Source organism: Xanthomonas sp. 3498 (assembly GCF_014199795.1).
Classification (GTDB): domain Bacteria; phylum Pseudomonadota; class Gammaproteobacteria; order Xanthomonadales; family Xanthomonadaceae; genus Xanthomonas_A; species Xanthomonas_A rydalmerensis.
In genome coordinates, this window is record NZ_JACHOH010000010.1 from 1 (window position 1) to 17,816 (window position 17,816).

At 69.8% G+C, this 17,816-nt stretch carries 14 protein-coding genes and 1 pseudogene; 12 read left to right on the plus strand and 3 right to left on the minus strand.

What is annotated here, in order from left to right; genetic code table 11:
* Positions 1-139 (plus strand): annotated as a pseudogene (locus GGR66_RS20315) (IS110 family transposase); the annotation flags it as partial.
* A 95-nt stretch (positions 140-234) separates the two neighbouring features.
* Here the strand turns inward: GGR66_RS20315 and GGR66_RS20320 are convergent.
* Positions 235-708 (minus strand): hypothetical protein, encoded by a 474-nt coding sequence (locus GGR66_RS20320; protein WP_160969212.1) that lies wholly within the window; start codon positions 706-708, stop codon positions 235-237.
* Positions 709-1,125: 417 nt separating this feature from the next.
* The gene (locus GGR66_RS20325) at positions 1,126-1,785 is read right to left on the minus strand and encodes a TetR/AcrR family transcriptional regulator (RefSeq protein ID WP_326521090.1); all 660 of its coding nucleotides are present in this window, start codon (positions 1,783-1,785) and stop codon (positions 1,126-1,128) included.
* Positions 1,786-1,949: 164 nt separating this feature from the next.
* Here GGR66_RS20325 and GGR66_RS20330 point away from each other — a divergent pair, with 164 nt between their 5' ends.
* A complete protein-coding gene (locus GGR66_RS20330) occupies positions 1,950-3,080 on the plus strand; it encodes an NAD(P)/FAD-dependent oxidoreductase (RefSeq protein WP_184450294.1) in 1,131 nt (376 codons plus the stop codon).
* Between the two features lie 123 nt (positions 3,081-3,203).
* On the opposite strand, the gene glmS is transcribed toward GGR66_RS20330, so the two are convergent.
* Entirely contained in the window at positions 3,204-5,036 is a 1,833-nt protein-coding gene (gene glmS / locus GGR66_RS20335; RefSeq protein WP_184450427.1) for a glutamine--fructose-6-phosphate transaminase (isomerizing), read from the minus strand.
* Positions 5,037-5,332: 296 nt separating this feature from the next.
* On the opposite strand from glmS, the gene GGR66_RS20340 reads away from it, so the two are divergent.
* From GGR66_RS20340 to GGR66_RS20385, 10 genes are all read left to right on the plus strand, one after another.
* Positions 5,333-6,601 carry an efflux RND transporter periplasmic adaptor subunit gene (locus GGR66_RS20340; RefSeq protein ID WP_184450296.1) on the plus strand — a complete coding sequence of 423 codons (1,269 nt, stop codon included), beginning with the start codon at positions 5,333-5,335 and terminating at the stop codon, positions 6,599-6,601.
* Positions 6,602-6,741: 140 nt separating this feature from the next.
* Positions 6,742-7,458 (plus strand): ABC transporter ATP-binding protein, encoded by a 717-nt coding sequence (locus GGR66_RS20345; protein WP_160969222.1) that lies wholly within the window; start codon positions 6,742-6,744, stop codon positions 7,456-7,458.
* Between the two features lie 28 nt (positions 7,459-7,486).
* Entirely contained in the window at positions 7,487-8,809 is a 1,323-nt protein-coding gene (locus tag GGR66_RS20350; protein WP_184450298.1) for an ABC transporter permease, read from the plus strand.
* A 15-nt stretch (positions 8,810-8,824) separates the two neighbouring features.
* The gene (locus GGR66_RS20355; protein WP_184450300.1) at positions 8,825-10,039 is read left to right on the plus strand and encodes an FtsX-like permease family protein; all 1,215 of its coding nucleotides are present in this window, start codon (positions 8,825-8,827) and stop codon (positions 10,037-10,039) included.
* A gap of 12 nt (positions 10,040-10,051) precedes the next feature.
* The gene (locus GGR66_RS20360; RefSeq protein WP_184450302.1) at positions 10,052-11,362 is read left to right on the plus strand and encodes an ABC transporter permease; all 1,311 of its coding nucleotides are present in this window, start codon (positions 10,052-10,054) and stop codon (positions 11,360-11,362) included.
* Positions 11,359-12,600, plus strand: coding sequence for an FtsX-like permease family protein (locus GGR66_RS20365; protein WP_184450304.1), 1,242 nt, complete (start codon positions 11,359-11,361; stop codon positions 12,598-12,600). The genes GGR66_RS20360 and GGR66_RS20365 overlap by 4 nt, the downstream gene beginning before the upstream one ends.
* 13 nt (positions 12,601-12,613) lie before the next feature.
* Positions 12,614-13,909: an ABC transporter permease gene (locus GGR66_RS20370; RefSeq protein ID WP_184450306.1), complete on the plus strand. Its 1,296-nt coding sequence runs from the start codon at positions 12,614-12,616 to the stop codon at positions 13,907-13,909.
* 46 nt (positions 13,910-13,955) lie between these two features.
* Positions 13,956-15,182, plus strand: coding sequence for an FtsX-like permease family protein (locus GGR66_RS20375; protein ID WP_184450308.1), 1,227 nt, complete (start codon positions 13,956-13,958; stop codon positions 15,180-15,182).
* A 49-nt stretch (positions 15,183-15,231) separates the two neighbouring features.
* Positions 15,232-16,533, plus strand: a complete 1,302-nt coding sequence (locus GGR66_RS20380) for an ABC transporter permease (RefSeq protein ID WP_184450310.1) — start codon at positions 15,232-15,234, stop codon at positions 16,531-16,533.
* 38 nt (positions 16,534-16,571) lie between these two features.
* Positions 16,572-17,792: an FtsX-like permease family protein gene (locus GGR66_RS20385; RefSeq protein WP_184450312.1), complete on the plus strand. Its 1,221-nt coding sequence runs from the start codon at positions 16,572-16,574 to the stop codon at positions 17,790-17,792.
* Positions 17,793-17,816: the final 24 nt, after the last annotated feature.

The window sequence follows — 17,816 nt, forward strand, 5'->3', positions numbered from 1 at the left end:
GCTGAAACAGCGGCTAAGCGAACGCGGCAAAGCCGGCAAGCAGATCGTGTGCGCCGCCATGCGCAAGCTCCTGCACCTCGCCTATGGCGTCCTCAAATCGGGCACCGCGTTCGACCAGAAAAGGAGCCTTGCCTGCTAGGGGGTAAGACGGTATCTACGAGACGCCGAGACGGGGCCGGGCCACAGCGCATCACGCATGAACGGCGAAGGACATCCGACGTGCCTCGCCACCGCTCACGCGTGCAGCGCCGCCTGCAACGCCGCCACCTCGTGCCGTGGCGGCCGCAGCGCGCCCAGCGTGCCGACCAGTTCACGGTAGCTGCGCGCCAGTTGCGCGAACAGCCCGGCGTCGCTGTCGCGGGTCTCGGCGACTTCGGCATAGGCGCCGCGGCCGAGATCGATGAAGTAGTCGACGCTGACCCGGCGCCGTTCCGCCACGCCGGGAAACAGCCCGGCGATCAGCAGACAACCGTCGCCGACCTCGCGCAACGCGTCGGCGCGCGTGCGTCCGACCTGCTCCTGCGCATGCAGCCAGGCCAATGCCTGGATGCGCGCCAGCAACTGCGCGTCGCGCTGGTAGCGCAGCAGCACGAACACCAGATAGTGCTCGCGCGATTCGTCCAGCGGCCGGCCCAGGCGCTGCCCGGCCTCGTGCACCAGCGCCTGCCACACCTCGGCCGGCGCCCCCTGTCTGAAAGACTCGTACATACGTCCTCCTGCGTGGTGGGAACCCTCGCAGGAAGCTTATGCATAACCCGGGCCAGTGCGCTGGCAGCCGACCACGCCGTCTGCCAAGGCGGTGCCGCTGCGGCGCCTTACTCCACCGTCACCGACGTGGCCAGGTTGCGCGGCTTGCCCACAGGCGCCAGCGTTCGCCGCATGGACTGGCGGCGCGGCGCGCGCATCAGAACCGGACGAAGCGCGATGTGCCTCCGCCTCCTCGGCGACACCACCTGGCGACCGATGCTGGACGCACCGATACCGTGGCCTGGCCATGTCATTCCGGGCAATGAATCGCGCCAGGCCGACGGCGCTGGCTGCACAGACTTAGCTGCGCCGGCACTAGCGCGACGGGGCGACGTGCGCGGCGTGCGTGCCAGCAGCAGGCGCGTCCTGCAGGACCGCTCAGGAATGACGGGGCTTTTTGCGCGCGCCGCCGGCCACCTGCGCGCCGCCCTGCGCCACGATGCCGACAAGGATCAGGTCGATCCCGGCGATGAAGTCCACGCGGTCGTCGTGCGTCTGCAGTGCGCCGGCCATGCTGCGCACGAAGGGATATGCGACCGGATCGAGCCGCGACCACGTGCTCGCCATTGCGGCCAGGGTCGCGTCGCGGACAAGACCCTGGGTGAGCGCCAGTTGCGTATTGGCCGCGTTCTGTCCGCTTACGCCGAGCATGTAGTTGAGCAGCGCGGACACCGCCGCCCACTGCGCCGTGTCGGCCACACCGAGCGCACGCAGCGGCCGGCCAAGGCCTTCGATGATGCGCACGATCGGCAACTGTCCCGGCGCCTGCCACAGGGCCGACCCGATCCAGGGATGCGCATCGATCGTGTCGAACATGGCCAGGGCCAGCGCGCGGATGGCGGCCTGCGGCGTGGCGCCGGCCGGTGGCGTCGGCAGGCTGCGCGCGATGACGGCGTCGCAGGCGGTCGTCAGCAGATCGCGTTTGTCGGCGATGTGTCCGTAGAGCGCGCCCGGTCCGGTGGCGAGCCGTTCGGACAAGGCGCGGAAGGTCAGCCCGGCCTCGCCGTCGCGATCGAGCAGGGCGATCGCCGCCTCCACGATCTGCTCGCGCGACAGTGCTGCGTCACGGCGGGGCTGATTGCGTCGTGTCTTGGTCATGGCCGATCTTGACATGAATGGAACGCCATTCCAAGATGATGGAACGCCATTCCATCCAGCTCGGCGCAGCGGGGTTCGTTGCGCCCACCCGCCATCGAGGCACCATGCACACTCCCATCGCGATCATCGGTGCCGGACTCGGCGGGCTCGCGCTCGCCCGCGTGCTGCACCTTCACGGCATCGCCGCGACCCTCTACGAAGCCGAGGCATCGGCCGATGCGCGCCCGCAGGGCGGCCTGCTCGACATCCACGACTACAACGGCCAGCTGGCACTCAAGGACGCCGGGCTCTACCCGCAGTTCCGCGCGCTGGTGCTGCCCGGCGCGGATGCGAAACGGGTCGTCGACCGCGATGGCACCCTCCTGATCGAGCGGCCGGACCTCGGCGCCGGCAACCGGCCGGAGGTGGATCGTGGGCAGTTGCGCCGCCTGCTGCTCGACGCCCTCCCCGCCGGCGCGGTGCGCTGGGGCTGCAAACTCGCCGATGTGTCGCCGCTCGCCGATGGGCGGCATCTATTGCGCTTCGGCGATGGCGCCACGGTGACCACCGATCTGCTGGTCGGCGCGGACGGCGCCTGGTCGAAGGTGCGGCCATTGCTGTCCGCTGCCGTGCCCGCCTACAGCGGCACCACGTTCGTCGAGACCCGCCTGTTGGAGGCCGACACCCGGCATCCGGCCAGCGCGCAGCTGGTCGGCCACGGAACGCTGATGGCGGTCGCACCGGGCAAGGGCCTGTTCGCGCACCGCTATGCCGACGGCACGCTGCATGCGTATGTGTCGCTGGTCAGGCCGCAGGCGTGGTTCGACGGCATCGACGTCGCCGTGCCGGCGAGCGCGATGGCGCGCATCGCCGCGGAGTTCGCCGGTTGGGCGCCGGCGCTGACGGCGTTGATCACCGCCAGCGACACGCCGCCGGTGCTGCGCCCGATCCATGCCTTGCCGGTCGAGCACCAATGGGAGCGCGTCCCCGGCGTGACCCTGCTCGGCGACGCGGCGCACCTGATGTCGCCGTTCGCCGGCGAAGGCGCCAACCTCGCGCTCTACGATGGTGCCGAGCTGGGCAAGGCCATCGCCGCGCATCCCGGCGCGATCGAGGCCGCGCTGGCCACGTACGAAACCCGACTGTTCGCCCGCAGCGCGCCGTTCGCCCGCGAATCCCAGCGCAACCTCGCCCTGTTCTTCGACGACGCCGCGCCGCAGAGCCTGGTCGACTTCTTCAACGGCGTCGCCACGTAGCCGCCAGCGACCTCCGCTGGCGCTACGGCGGACATCGCCACAGCGCGCCACATCCGCATCGCACCGTCATGGCGGCCCGCGCACGCCCGCCATCGCTGGCGCGCCGAACGTCCCTGGACGCGCTTACTCCACCGTCACCGACTTGGCCAGATTGCGCGGCTTGTCCACGTCGGTGCCGCGCGCCAGCGCGGTGTGGTAGGCCAGCAATTGCACCGGCACGGTGTGCAGCACCGGGCTGAGCACGCCGGCGTGGCGCGGCGTGCGGATCACGTGCACGCCCTCGGATTCGTTGAAGTTGCTGTCCTGGTCGGCGAACACGAACAGCTCACCGCCGCGTGCGCGCACTTCCTGCATGTTGGATTTCACCTTCTCCAGCAGGGTGTCGTTGGGCGCGATCACCACCACCGGCATGTTGGCGTCGACCAGCGCCAGCGGGCCGTGCTTGAGCTCGCCGGCCGGGTAGCCTTCGGCGTGGATGTAGGTGATTTCCTTGAGCTTGAGCGCGCCCTCCAGGGCGATCGGGTAATGCAGGCCGCGGCCGAGGAACAGCGCGTTGTGCTTGTCGGCGAAGCGCTCGGCCCATACCGCGATCTGCGGCTCCAGGTTGAGCACGTGCTGCACGCTGCCGGGCAGGTAGCGCAACTGCTCCAGGTACTCGGCCTCCTGCTCGGCGCTCAGCCGCCCGCGGCGCTTGGCCAGCACGCAGGTGAGCTGGAACAGCGCTGCCAGCTGGGTGGTGAAGGCCTTGGTCGAGGCCACGCCGACCTCGGCGCCGGCGCGGGTGTACAGCACCATCGCGCTGGCGCGCGGGATGGCGCTCTCGGGCACGTTGCAGATCGACAGGGTCTTGGCGTGGCCCAGCGACTTGGCGTACTTGAGCGCCTCCATCGTGTCCAGGGTTTCGCCGGACTGGGAAATGGTCACGATCAGCTGCCGCGGATTGGCGCAGGCGTCGCGGTAGCGGTACTCGCTGGCGATCTCCACGCTGCACGGCAGCCCGGCGATGCCCTCGATCCAGTAGCGCGCGGTCAGCCCGGCGTAGTAGCTGGTGCCGCAGGCCAGGATCTGCACGCCGTCCACGTCGGCCAGCAGCGCCTCGGCCTTGCTGCCGAACAGCGCGGTGTCGAACCCGCCGGCGTCGAACAGCGCCTCCAGCGTGTCGGCCAGCGCGCGCGGCTGCTCGTGGATCTCCTTCTGCATGAAGTGGCGGTACGGGCCCAGTTCCAGCGAGGCCAGCGACACATCGGACACGTGCGGCTCGCGCTGCACCGGCTGGTCCTGCGCGTCGTACACCTGCACGCCGTCGCGGCGCAGTTCGGCGGTATCGCCCTCTTCCAGAAAGATCACCCGGCGCGTGGCCTGGATCACCGCCGAGACGTCGGAGGCGATGAAGTTCTCGCCCTCGCCCAGGCCGATCAGTAGCGGGCAACCCATCCGCGCGCACACCAGCAGGTCCGGGCGCGACTTGCTCACCGCGGCCACGGCATAGGCACCGGTCAGCTCCTTCACCGCCGCCTGCAACGCGCCGAGCAGGTCGCGGCCCTGGTCGATGTAGTGGTGGATCAGGTGGGCGATGACCTCGGTGTCGGTCTGCGATTCGAACACATAGCCCAGCGCAGTCAGGCGCTCGCGCTGCTGTTCGTGGTTCTCGATGATGCCGTTGTGGACCAGGGCCAGGTCGCCGTGGCTGACGTGCGGATGCGCATTGGCCTCGGTGACGCCGCCGTGCGTGGCCCAGCGGGTGTGGCCGATGCCCAGCGGCGCATGCAGGCCCTCGGCCAGCGCGGCGCTCTCGGTCTCGGACACGCGGCCGGTGCGGCGCACGCGGCGCACCTGCCCGTCGGCGATGGCGGCGATGCCCGCCGAGTCGTAGCCCCGGTATTCCAGGCGCTTGAGCCCCTCGATCAGGACCGGAACCACATCGCGATCCGCGATCGCACCGACGATACCGCACATAGCCACGCCCTTCGCCGAAAAGTCCGCCATTCTAGCCAAGTCCGCTGAATGTCTCGCCGCTGTCCGCTGCCGGACTAGGGCGTGTCACCAATTCCCGAGGATGTCGCGTTGGGTCTGGCAAGCCCAACCCGAAGGGCCGCGATTGCTCGGGAATTGATGACGCGCCCGAGTGTCCGCGAACGTGTCCGCGGACACTCGGACACTCGTCCGCGCCGCCCACCTCCATGCAATTCAATGGTTTGCAGTTGGCACGCATCCTGCGATGAAGTTCCCATCCTCACCGCTGCGATCGTCCGATGATCCGTGACACCTCCGCCCAGGACCAGGTTCTCGCCCGCCCCCGCTCCGCCGCCTGGCGCCGCTGGCTGTGGCCCGGGCTGATCGTTGCGCTGGTGCTGCTGGGCATCGCCTTCGCCGCACGCGGCTGGATCGCCGGCAGCCGCTCGTTCGACGCGCAACGCGTGCGCATCGCCACGGTGACCCGCGGCGACCTGGTCCGCGACATCTCCGCCGACGGCCGCCTGATCGCCGCCAACAGCCCGACCCTGTACGCCATCTCCGGCGGCACCGTGACGCTGAAGGTGGTCGCCGGCGACGTGGTCAAGCAGGGCCAGGAACTGGCCGAGATCGACAGTCCGGAGCTGCGCAGCAAGCTGGCCCAGGAAGAGGCCACCCTGGCCGGCCTGGAAGCCGAGGCCGGCCGTGCCGACCTGGACGCGACCCTGGCCCGCGCCAATGCCAGCAAGCTGATCGACCAGGCGCAGATCGAGCGGCAGGCCGCCAGCCGCGACCTGGAGCGCTACGAGCGCGGCTACGAAGGCGGCGCGGTGCCGCAGGTGGAACTGGCCAAGGCCCAGGACACGCTGAAGAAGGCCGACATCGCGATGAGCCACGCGCAGAAGGATTCGGGCCTGCAGGCGCAGGGCGCCTCGCTGGACGCACGCAACAAGCGCCTGCTGGCCGATCGCCAGCGCGCGGTGGTGGCCGAGGTTCAGCGCCAGGTCGACCTGCTGACCCTGCGCTCGCCGTTCGACGGTCAGGTCGGCCAGGTGCAGGTCTCGCAGCACACCAACGTCGCCGCCAACGCGCCGGTGCTGAGCGTGGTCGACCTGTCCAAGTTCGAACTGGAGATCAAGGTACCGGAGAGCTTCGCCCGCGACCTGGCGATCGGCATGCCGGCGCAGTTGACCAGCGGTGCCGGCGAACCGTTCGCCGGGGCGATCTCGGCGGTGTCGCCGGAAGTGGTCAACGGCGAGGTCAACGCGCGCATCCGCTTCACCGACAAGCAGCCGCCGGGCCTGCGCCAGAGCCAGCGCATGAGCGCGCGGGTGCTGCTGGATACCCGCAAGAACGTGCTCAAGCTCGAGCGCGGTCCGTTCGTCGAACAGTCCGGCGGCCGCTACGCCTACGTCATGGACGGCGACTCGGCGGTGCGCCGCCCGGTCGAACTGGGCGTCACCAGCCTGGGCGAAGTCGAAGTGCGCTCTGGCCTGCAGCCGGGCGACCGGGTCGTGGTCTCCGGCAGCGACCTGTTCGGCGACGCGCCGCAGGTGACGGTGCATTGAAGGCCGGGATTGGTGAGTCGGGATTGGGGATTGGTTGAAGCCCCATGCTGCTCTCCTGTCCTTGCCACTGATCCAGACGCGTCGCACCCCACCAATCCCCAATCCCCAATCCCCGCTCCACCACCACAGGAACTCACGCCATGCTCGAAATGCGCTCCGTCTCCAAGGTCTTCCGCACCGAACAGGTCGAGACGCATGCGTTGCGCTCGCTGGACCTGCATGTCCGCGAGGGCGAGTTCGTCGCCGTCACCGGGCCGTCGGGTTCGGGCAAGACCACCTTCCTCAACATCGCCGGCTTGCTGGAAACCTTCACCAGCGGCCAGTACCTGCTCGATGGCCAGGACGTCAGCAACCTCAACGACGATGCGCGCTCGCGCATGCGCAACCAGAAGATCGGTTTCATCTTCCAGGGCTTCAACCTGATCCCCGACCTCAACCTGTTCGACAACGTCGACGTGCCGCTGCGCTACCGCGGCATGGGCGCGGCCGAGCGCAAGCAGCGCATCGAGGAGGCGCTGGGCCGGGTCGGGCTGGGCTCGCGCATGAAGCACTATCCGTCCGAACTGTCCGGCGGCCAGCAGCAGCGCGCGGCGATCGCCCGCGCCCTGGCCGGCAGCCCGCGCCTGCTGCTGGCCGACGAACCGACCGGCAACCTCGACTCGCAGATGGCGCGCGGGGTGATGGAACTGCTGGAGGAGATCAACGCGCAGGGCTCGACCATCGTCATGGTCACCCACGATCCGGAGCTGGCCGCGCGCGCGCAGCGCAACGTGCACATCGTCGACGGCCAGGCCACCGACCTGCAGCGCGAACCGGTGCTGGCGCACGGCGGCAACGACGCCGCGGCCGCAGGCTGATCGGCAGGGTGACGGCGCGGAGACCGGCATGCTCGGCTACTACTTCCAGCAAGCGTTGCGTAGCCTGCGCCGCAGCCCGGTGCTCACCGCGCTGATGGTGCTGTCCATCGCCGTGGGCATCGGTGCGGCGATGACCACGCTGACGGTGATGCGGCTGCTGTCCGGCGATCCGTTGCCCGGGCGCAGCCAGCAGATCTTCTTCGCGCAACTCGATCCGCGCCCCAGCAACGGCGCCAACCAGAAGCCGTACGACAAGCTGGACTACCCCTCGGCCATGGACCTGTGGAAGAGCGGGCGCGCCGATCGCCAGGCCATGGTCGCCGAGAGCGAGATCAAGGTGCGCGCGCCGGACAGCGCCACCGCGCCCTTCATGACCCAGTTGCTGATGACCCAGGCCGATTTCTTCCCGATGTTCCAGGTACCGTTCGCCTACGGCAGCGGCTGGCGGGCGCGCGACGATGAGGACAGGGCACGGGTGGCGGTGATCTCGGCCGATCTCAACGCCAAGCTGTTCGGCGGCCGCAACAGCGTCGGCCGCAGCCTGCTGGTGCGCGGCACCGCGGTACGCATCGTCGGCGTGCTGGCGCCGTGGCGGCCGTCGCCGCTGTTCTACACGCTGGCCGGCGGCAGCTTCGCGCATGGCGATACCGCCAGTTTCTATGGACGGCCGCAGGACGTGTTCATGCCGCTGTCCAGCAGCCTGGAGGTCAACGACGGCCATATCCAACCATGGACCTGCTTCAGCAAGGTGGATTCCGCAATGGACCTGCGCGATGCGCCGTGCGTGTGGCTGCAATTGTGGGTGCAACTGGACACGCCGGCGAAGGTCGCCGACTACCGCCGGCTGCTGGCCGACTACGCCGCGCAACAGCACGCCGCCGGGCGCATCGGCCGTGCCGACACCGCGCGCCTGCTGTCCCTGCCGCAATGGCTGGAGCACAACCGCGTGGTGCCGGGCGACGTGCGCCTGCAGAGCTGGCTGGCGCTGGCGTTCCTGGGCCTGTGCCTGTTCAACAGCGTCGGCCTGCTGCTGGCCAAGTTCCTGCGCCGCGGCGGCGAGATCGGCGTGCGCCGCGCGCTGGGCGCGTCGCGGCGCGCGATCTTCGCGCAGTGCCTGACCGAGGCCAGCGTGATCGGCCTGGTCGGCGGCGCCGGCGGCTGGCTGCTGACCCTGCTGGGCCTGTGGAGCGTGCGCCAGCAACCCACCGCCTACGCCGACCTGGCGCATCTGGACCCGACGACGTTCGCCGGCACCTTCGCCCTGGCGATCGCCTGCAGCCTCGCGGCCGGCCTGTTCCCCGCCCTGCGCGCCAGCGGTATCGCGCCGGCCATGCAACTCAAGAGTCTGTAACCGGGGCGCACGACGATGCAGATCAAACCCATCCTGAGCGCGCTGGCGCGCCACCGCATCGCCGCGGGGCTGATCACGCTGGAAGTGGCGCTGGCCTGCGCCGTGTTGTGCAACGCCTTCTTCCTGATCGGCAACCGCCTGGAATTGGTGCATCTGCGCAGCGGCATCGACGAGGCCGCGCTGGGCTTGGTGTCGCTGTCCGGCTGCGACGACTGCAACAATGCCGACCTCAACGCCCGCGCGCTGGATGCGGTGCGCCGCACGCCCGGCGTACGTGCGGCGGGCGTGGTCAACAGCGTGCCGTTCGCCACGCCCACCAACAACAACGGACTGTGCCTGGACCAGGACTGCACCCAGATCGGCGGCGTGCCGCATTTCTACATGGTCAGTCCCGGCGCCGTCGCGGCCCTGGCACTGCAGCCGGACAGCGGCCGCACCTTCGGCGACGCGGACTACCAACCGCTCAAAAACGGCCTCCCGACCGCGGCCGGCGTGTGGATCACTCGCGCGCTGGCCGCACATCTGTGGCCGGGTCAGGATCCGCTGGGGAAGGAGTTCTGGGCCGGCGGCCATTTCCGCGTGATCGGCACACTCGACCACCTGGCGCGTCCCGATCCAGGCCGTAGCGAAGACGGCGTGATCGGCAGCGACTGGTCGGTGGTCATCCCGGTGCGCGAAGCGGAGCGCTCAGGCACCTACGTGCTGCGCGCCGATCCGCGCGAGCTGCCGCGGGTGTTGGCGCAGGCGCGCGCCGCAGTGGCGCGGGCGGTGCCCGAAGCGGTGATGGACAACGCGTACAGCAAGCCGCTGCTCGACCTGCGCCAGGAATACTTCCAGAGCGACCGCGCCATGACCGGGCTGCTGGTCGCGATCATCGTCGCGATGCTGCTGGTGACCGCGCTGGGGATCGTCGGCCTGGCCAGCTTCTGGGTGCAGCAGCGCACCAAGCAGATCGGCATCCGCCGTGCGCTCGGCGCCACCCGCCGCGACATCCTGCGCTATTTCCAGACCGAGAACCTGCTGCTGGTCGGCGCCGGCGTGGCGCTGGGCATGCTGCTGGCCTACGGCGGCAACGTGCTGCTGATGCAGGTGTTCGAACTGGAACGGTTGCCGTCCAGCTACCTGCCGGTCGGCGCGCTGCTGTTGTGCGCGCTGGGCCAGCTTGCCGTGCTCGGCCCGGCCCTGCGCGCCGCCGCCGTCGCTCCCGCCATCGCCACCCGCAGCGCCTGACCCGGAGCCCGCATGTTCGCTTATTACCTCAGCCTGGCGCTGCGCAGCTTCGGCCGCAACCGCATCCTCACCGCGCTGATGGTGCTGGCCGTGGCGCTGGGCATCGGCGCGTCGATGACCATGCTGACGGTGCTGCATACGCTCTCCGGCGATCCGCTGCCCGGGCGCAGCGCCACGCTGTTCCATCCGCAGGTGGACCCGCGTCCGCGCAACCTGCCCAGCGCCGACCGCGAGCCTCCGGACGAGCTGACCTGGCAGGACGCCACCGCGCTGTATCGGGCGCAGGCGGCACCGGCGCAGACCATGACCAGCGCGAACTGGCTGCCGGTGCGCCAGACCGTGCCCAACAGCCCCTTGCGCATGCTCACCACCCGCGCCGCCACCGCCGACCTGTTCGCCATGTTCGGCATGCGCTTCCTCTACGGCAGCGGCTGGAGCCGTCATGACGATACCCAGCGCGCGCCGGTGGTGGTGCTGAGCCGCAAGCTCAACGACGCGCTGTTCGGCGGCGCGGACAGCGTCGGCAAGACCCTGACCATCGCCACCCGCCCGTTCCGGGTGGTCGGGGTGATCGACGATTGGAATGCGCAGCCGCGCTTCTACGACCTCAACTCCGGCGCGTACACGCCGCCGGAAGCGCTGTACATGCCGTTCGAGACCTGGCTGGACCTGCCGCAGGACTACGGCTACGGGCCGATGCAGTGCTGGGGCAAGGACGGCGAGGCCGGCCTGCACGACCCCAAGGCGGCGCAATGCACCTGGGTGCAGTACTGGGTGCGGCTGGACACGCCGGAACAGGTGCGGCGCTACCGCGCGGCGCTGGACGCCTACAGCGCGCAGCAGGGCCAGCTCGGCCGCTTCGAACGCGCTCCCAACACCCGCCTGCGCAGCCTGGTCGACTGGCTCGACTACAAGCGGGTGGTGCCGGCCACGGTGCGCATGCAGACCTGGATCGCCTTCGGCGTGCTGCTGGTGTGCCTGCTCAATGCGGTCGGCCTGCTGGTCGCCAAGTTCATGCGCAAGGCCGGCGAGATCGGCGTGCGCCGCGCGCTCGGCGCCAGCCGCCGCGCGGTGTTCGCGCAATGCCTGGCCGAATCGGCGCTGATCGGCTGCCTGGGCGGCCTGCTCGGCATTCCGCTGACCTGGATCGGCCTGTGGCTGGTGCGCCAGCAACCGGTGGCCTATGCGCAGCAAGCGCATGCCGATCCCGCGATCCTGGGCATCGCCCTGGCGGTGGCCACGCTGTCGGCGCTGGCCGCCGGCCTGTGGCCGGCCTGGCGCGCTTCGCGCATCGCTCCCGCCCTGCAGGTGAAATCGCTATGACCGCGCTGCCTCCCGTGCGTCCCATCCTGTCCGCACTGGGCAGCCATCGCGCCGCGGTGGTGCTGATGGCGCTGCAGATCGCCCTGACCCTGGCGGTGCTGTGCAACCTGGTGTTCATCATCGCCCGCACCTACCAGCGGGTGCAGACCCCGACCGGGGTGATGGAACAGGACATCGGCCTGATCCAGAGCATCGGCGTGGTCGGCGAGCCGGGCAGTATCAGCAGCGTCGGCCGCAGCCTGGACATCCTGCAGGCGGTCCCCGGCGTGGAAGCGGCGGCGTTCGGCGCGCCGCCACTGTGGGGTCCTGCGCAGGCGCAACTGTTCCTGGAGCCGCAGGCCACGCAGCCGGCCGCTCGGGCGACATTGTTCACGGGCAGCCAGGGCCTGAACCGCACCCTGGGCATCCGCATCGTCGCCGGCCGCGACCTGCGCGATACGGAACTTCCCGGCGCCTCCGCGTTGTTCGGCGCGCCCGCCGAGATCGAGCGGCGCCTGCCGGCGCTGATCACCCCGTCGCTGGCCGCCAAGCTGTTCCCCGGCGCCTCCCCGCTGGGGCGCTCGCTCTACACCAGCGTCTTCAGTCAGTCGGTGCGCCTGGACATCGTCGGGGTGATGGCGCCGGTGCGCGGCGAGATCACCGGCCACGACGACGATGCCGATGCGCTGCTGACCGAACTGCGCGTCGGCAGCGAAGGCTGGGGCGGCGGCTACCTGATCCGCAGCGCGCCCGGGCAACTGGCGCAGGCGCTGCCGCGCGCGGCGGCGGCGATGCAGCGCGCCAATCCCACCTACGTGCAGCAGCAGGTCGCCACCATGCAGGAGCTGCGCGCCGACTACTTCAAGAGCGACAACGCGGTGGCGCGGATGCTGCTGGCGATCATCCTGATCCTGCTCACCGTCACCGCGCTGGGCATCGGCGGGCTGGCCAGCTTCTGGGTGCAGCAGCGCACCCGGCAGATCGGCATCCGCCGCGCGCTCGGCGCCACCCGCGGCGACATCCTGCGCTACTTCCAGTTGGAAAACCTGCTGATCGTCGGTGGCGGCGCGCTGCTCGGCGCCGTGCTCGCCTACGTCATGAACCAGTGGCTGATGCAGCGCTTCGAACTGGAGCGGCTGTCCTCGCCCACCGTGCTCACCGGCATCCTCGCGGTGTGGCTGCTCGGCCAGCTCGCCGTGCTCGGCCCCGCCCTGCGCGCCGCCGCCGTCCCGCCCGCCACCGCCACCCGCAGCGCCTGACCCCGGAGCTCCCATGTTCGGTTACTACGTCCGCCTCGCCTTGCGCAGCTTCGGCCGCAACAAGGTCCTCACCGCGCTGATGGTGCTGGCCATCGCCTTAGGGATCGGCGCCAGCATGACCACGCTGACCGTGTTCTACGTGCTCTCCGGCGATCCGATCCCGCAGAAGAGCGACCGCCTGTTCTATGTGCAGGTGGATGCACAGCCCAAGGCCGGCTACCAGCCGGGCGAGGAACCGGATTTGCAGAACACCCGCTTCGATGCCGAGGCCCTGCTGCGCGAGAAGCGCGCCAAGCGCCAGGCGCTGATGACCGGCGGCAGCGTGGCGATCGAACCGCGCAAGAGCGGCCTGAAGCCGTTCAAGTCGGAAGTGCGCTTCACCTCGGCGGACTTCTTCCCGATGTTCGATACGCCGTTCCTGTACGGCCACGGCTGGACCGGCACGGAAGACGAGCGCCACGAGCGCGTGGTCGTCATCAGCAGGAAGCTCAACGAAAAGCTGTTCGATGGCGCCGACAGCGTCGGCCGCGAACTGCGCATGGACCAGAACACCTTCCGCATCGTCGGCGTGCTCGACACCTGGGAACCCAAGCCGCGCTTCTACGACGTCACCAACACCTACGGGTCGGACGAACAGGCCTATCTACCGTTCTCGGTGGCGATGGACCTGAAGATGGACCGCAACGGCAGCATGAACTGCTTCGGCGACAACAACGGCGACCAGACCGCGCTCAATGCGCCCTGCGCCTGGGTGCAGTACTGGGTGGAACTGGAAAATCCGGCGCAGGCCGCCGACTACAAGGCCTACCTGGAGAACTACTCCTCGCAGCAGCGCGCGGCCGGACGCTTCCAGCGCCCGAACAACGTGCGCCTGCGCGACGTCATGCAGTGGCTGGACCACAACGAAGTGGTGCCCGGCGACGTGCGCCTGCAGCTGTGGCTGGCGATGGGCTTCCTGCTGGTGTGCCTGCTCAACACCGTCGGCCTGCTGCTGGCCAAGTTCCTGCGCCGCAGCGGCGAGATCGGCGTGCGCCGCGCGCTGGGCGCCTCGCGCGGGGCGATCTTCGCGCAATGCCTGGTGGAGGCCGGCGCCATCGGCCTGGCCGGTGGCGTGGCCGGACTGGGCCTGGCCATGCTCGGGCTGTGGGCGGTCCGCCAACAACCGGCCAGCTACGCCAAGCTGGCGCACCTGGATCCGAGCATGCTGGCGCTGACCTTCACCATGGCGGTGGGCGCCAGCCTGCTCGCCGGCCTGTTGCCGTCGTGGCGCGCCATCCAGGTCGCGCCCGCCCTGCAACTCAAGTCCTGACCCTGCGCGCCCTGCGCCGTCCACGCCCTCTCACAAGGTCATCGCCATGGATATCCGCCCCATCCTGTCCACCTTGCGCCGGCACAAGACCGCCGCCGCGCTGATCGTGCTGGAGATCGCCCTGGCCTGCGCGATCGTCTGCAATGCGCTATTCCTGATCGGCAACCGCATCGAGACCCTGCACCGGCCCAGCGGCATCGCCGAGTCGGAACTGGTGACGATCTCGCTGGGCGGCATCGGCCAGCAGGTCAACGCCGCCGCCCGCACCCGCGAGGACCTGGCCGCGTTGCGCGCCGTGCCCAGCGTGCGCAACGCCACGCTGCTCAACCAGGTGCCGTTCGTGCACTACTCCTGGAACACCAGCCTGTCGCTGACCCCGGACCAGGAGCGCCCCACTCTCAACGCGGCGCAATACATGGCCGAAGAGGGCACGCTGAAGACCCTTGGCCTGAAGCTGGTGGCCGGACGCGATTTCGCGCCCGACGAGTACATGGATATGGACGCCGCCCAGACCGACAAGCAGATCCGAGAGAAAGGCACCGCCATCATCCTCAACCGCGCCACCGCGGAAAAGATGTTTCCGGGTCAGAACGCGCTGGGCAAGACGGTGTATACCGGCCCGGTGGGCGCCCGCGTCGTCGGCATCGTCGACCCGCTGGCGCGCCCCACCGCCGCCAGCGGCCTGGCCGAGATCGACTACGCGATGCTGCTGCCGTTACGCCTGAAGTACACCGACGGGCTGTACGTGCTGCGGGTCACCGACCCGGCGCGGCGCCAGGAAGTGCTGAACGCGGCGACCGCGGCCTTGATGAAGGTCGACAGCAGCCGCCTGGTGCTCAAGCAGCAGACCTACAGAGAGATCCGCGACGACTACTTCCAGGGCGACCGCGCGATGGTGTGGCTGCTCGGCGCGGTCTGCGTGGCGTTGCTGGTGGTCACCGCACTGGGCATCGTCGGCCTGGCCAGCTTCTGGGTGCAGCAGCGCACCAAGCAGATCGGCATCCGCCGCGCGCTCGGCGCCACCCGCGGACAGATCCTGCGCTATTTCCAGACCGAGAACTTCCTGCTGGCCAGCACCGGCATCGTGCTGGGCATGCTGCTGGCCTACGCCATCAACCAGTGGCTGATGGGCAAGTACGAACTGCCGCGGCTGCCGCTGGCCTACCTGCCGATCGGTGCGGTGGCGCTGTGGCTGCTCGGCCAGATCGCGGTGTTCGCGCCGGCGCGGCGCGCCGCCGACGTGCCGCCGGCCGTCGCCACCCGCAGCACCTGACCCCTCCCCTTGGCCGGCTCCGGCCGGCCTTTTTTCTTCAGGCTCCCCGATGGTCGGCTACTACTGCAAACTGGCGCTGCACAGCTTCCGCCGCAACCGCCTGCTCACCGCCCTGATGGTGCTGGCGATCGCGGTCGGCATCGGCGCGTCGATGACCACGCTGACCGTGTTCCATGTGCTGGCGGCCGATCCCATTCCCGGCAAGAGCGCGCAGCTGTTCAACGTCGAATTCAACGTCGAGCCGGACGACCATTACGATCCGAACGACACCGACCCGCAGCAACTGACCCGCCGCGATGCCGAGGCGCTGCTGCGCGACAGGCGCGGCGATCGCCAGGCGCTGATGTCGGCCGGCAGCGTGACCGTGGTGCCGACGCAGCCGCAGCTGACGCCGTTCGGCGCCGAAGCGCGCTACACCAGCGCCGACTTCTTCCCGATGTTCGCCGTGCCGATGCGCTACGGGCATGCCTGGACCGCGGACGACGACGCCCGGCGCGCGCGCGTGGCGGTGATTTCGCGGCGGCTCAATACCCAGCTGTTCGGCGACGTGGACAGCATCGGCCGCCAGCTGCAGCTCGGCGATGCGGTGCTGCGCGTGGTCGGGGTGATCGACGCCTGGGACATGAACCCGCGCTTCTACGACCTCACCAACAACGAATACGGCGACAGCGAGGACGTGTTCGTGCCGTTCTCCACCGCGCGCGACCTGGACCTGGACGTCAGCGGTTCGATGTCCTGCTGGGGCGACAGCGGTGGCGACAAGACCAGCGAGAGCGCGTCCTGCGCCTGGATCCAGTACTGGGTGGAGCTGGATAGCCCCAACAAGCGCGCCGCCTACCTGGACGCGCTGCAGGCCTATGCGCAGCAGCAGCGCGACGCCGGCCGCTTCCGCCATCCGCCGGACATCCGCCTCAGCGACGTGATGACCTGGCTGGACCGCAACCACGCCGTCCCCTCCGACGTGCGCCTGCAGGTGTGGCTGGCGTTGGCGTTCCTGGGCATCTGCCTGCTCAATACCGCCGGGCTGATGCTGGCCAAGTTCCTGCGCCACAGCGGCGAGATCGGCGTGCGCCGCGCGCTGGGCGCCTCGCGCCGCGCGATCTTCGCCCAGCACCTGGTCGAAGTGGCGGCGATCGGCGTGGTCGGCGGCAGCGGCGGCCTGCTGCTGGCGTGGATCGGCACCTGGCTGGTGCGGCAGCAGCCGTCCACTTACGCCGCGCTGGCGCACATGGATGGCCGCATGCTGCTGCTCGCGCTGGCGTTGAGCCTGGGCAGCAGCCTGCTCGCCGGGCTGCTGCCGGCCTGGCAGGCGATGCGCGTGCCCACCGCCCTGCAACTCAAGTCGCAATGACGCGCCGCACGCGCCCCTCTCCGCCAGGAACTCCCGCCGTGTCCCTCCATCCCATCCTCTCCAGTCTGCGCAAGCACCGCGTCGCCGCCGGCCTGATCGTGCTGGAGATCGCCTTCAGTTGCGCCGTGGTCTGCAATGCGCTGTTCCTGATCGATCAACGGCTCGAACGCATGCACCGGCCTAGCGGCGTCGCCGAGCGGGAACTGGTGCAACTGCGAAGCCGCAGCGTGGTCAGCGACGGCAACGGCGCCGCGCAGACACGGGCCGACCTGGACGCGCTGCGCCGCATCCCCGGTGTGCGCGACGCCAGCATCATCAACCAGGCACTGTTCGGCGATTCGCTCGGCTACAGCGGCGTGTCGCTGCGCCCGGACCAGGAACGCAGCACCCTGCATGCGGTGCAGTACTTCGGCGACGCACGGCTGCTCGACACCCTGGGGCTGCATCTGGTCGCAGGGCGCCGCTTCGCGGAAGACGAGTTCATCGACTACGCGCAACTGCGCGATCCGGTCGCCAAGCGCATCCCGCCCTCGGTCATCCTCAGCCAGTCGCTGGCGCAACGCCTGTTCTCCGGCCAGAACGCGGTGGGCCGCACCATCTACGTCTACGGCGAACACCGCGTCGTCGGCGTGGTGCAGCGCCTGGTGCAGCCCCGCGAAGGCGGGACCACCGGCCAGTACGAAGACACGATGCTGTTCCCGGTGAACGTTCCCTACGATCACGGCACCTACCTGCTGCGCGTAAGCGACCCGGCGCAGCGCGAGGCGATATTGCGGCAAGCCAAGGCGACGCTGTCGCAACACGGTCCACGGCGCATGGTGAACGGCGCCAAGACCTTGCAGCAGGCGCGCGCGGCCTACTACCGCGACGACCAGGCGATGGCCTGGCTGCTGGTCGGCGTGAGCGTGGCGCTGCTGCTGATCACCGCGCTGGGCATCGTCGGCCTGACCAGCTTCTGGGTGCAGCAACGCACCAAGCAGATCGGCATCCGCCGCGCGCTCGGCGCCACCTGCACGCAGATCCTGCGGCATTTCCAACTGGAGAACTTCCTGCTCGCCAGCACCGGCATCGTGCTGGGCATGTTGCTGGCCTACGCCGCCAACCTGTACCTGATGAGCGCCTACGAGTTGCCGCGGCTGCCGCTGTGGTACCTGCCGGTCGGCGCGCTGGTGCTGTGGCTGCTCGGCCAGCTCGCGGTGCTGCCGCCCGCGCGCCGCGCCGCCGCGGTGCCGCCGGCGGTGGCCACGCGCAGTGTCTGACCCGACGCGGCCACCCCCCAAGGA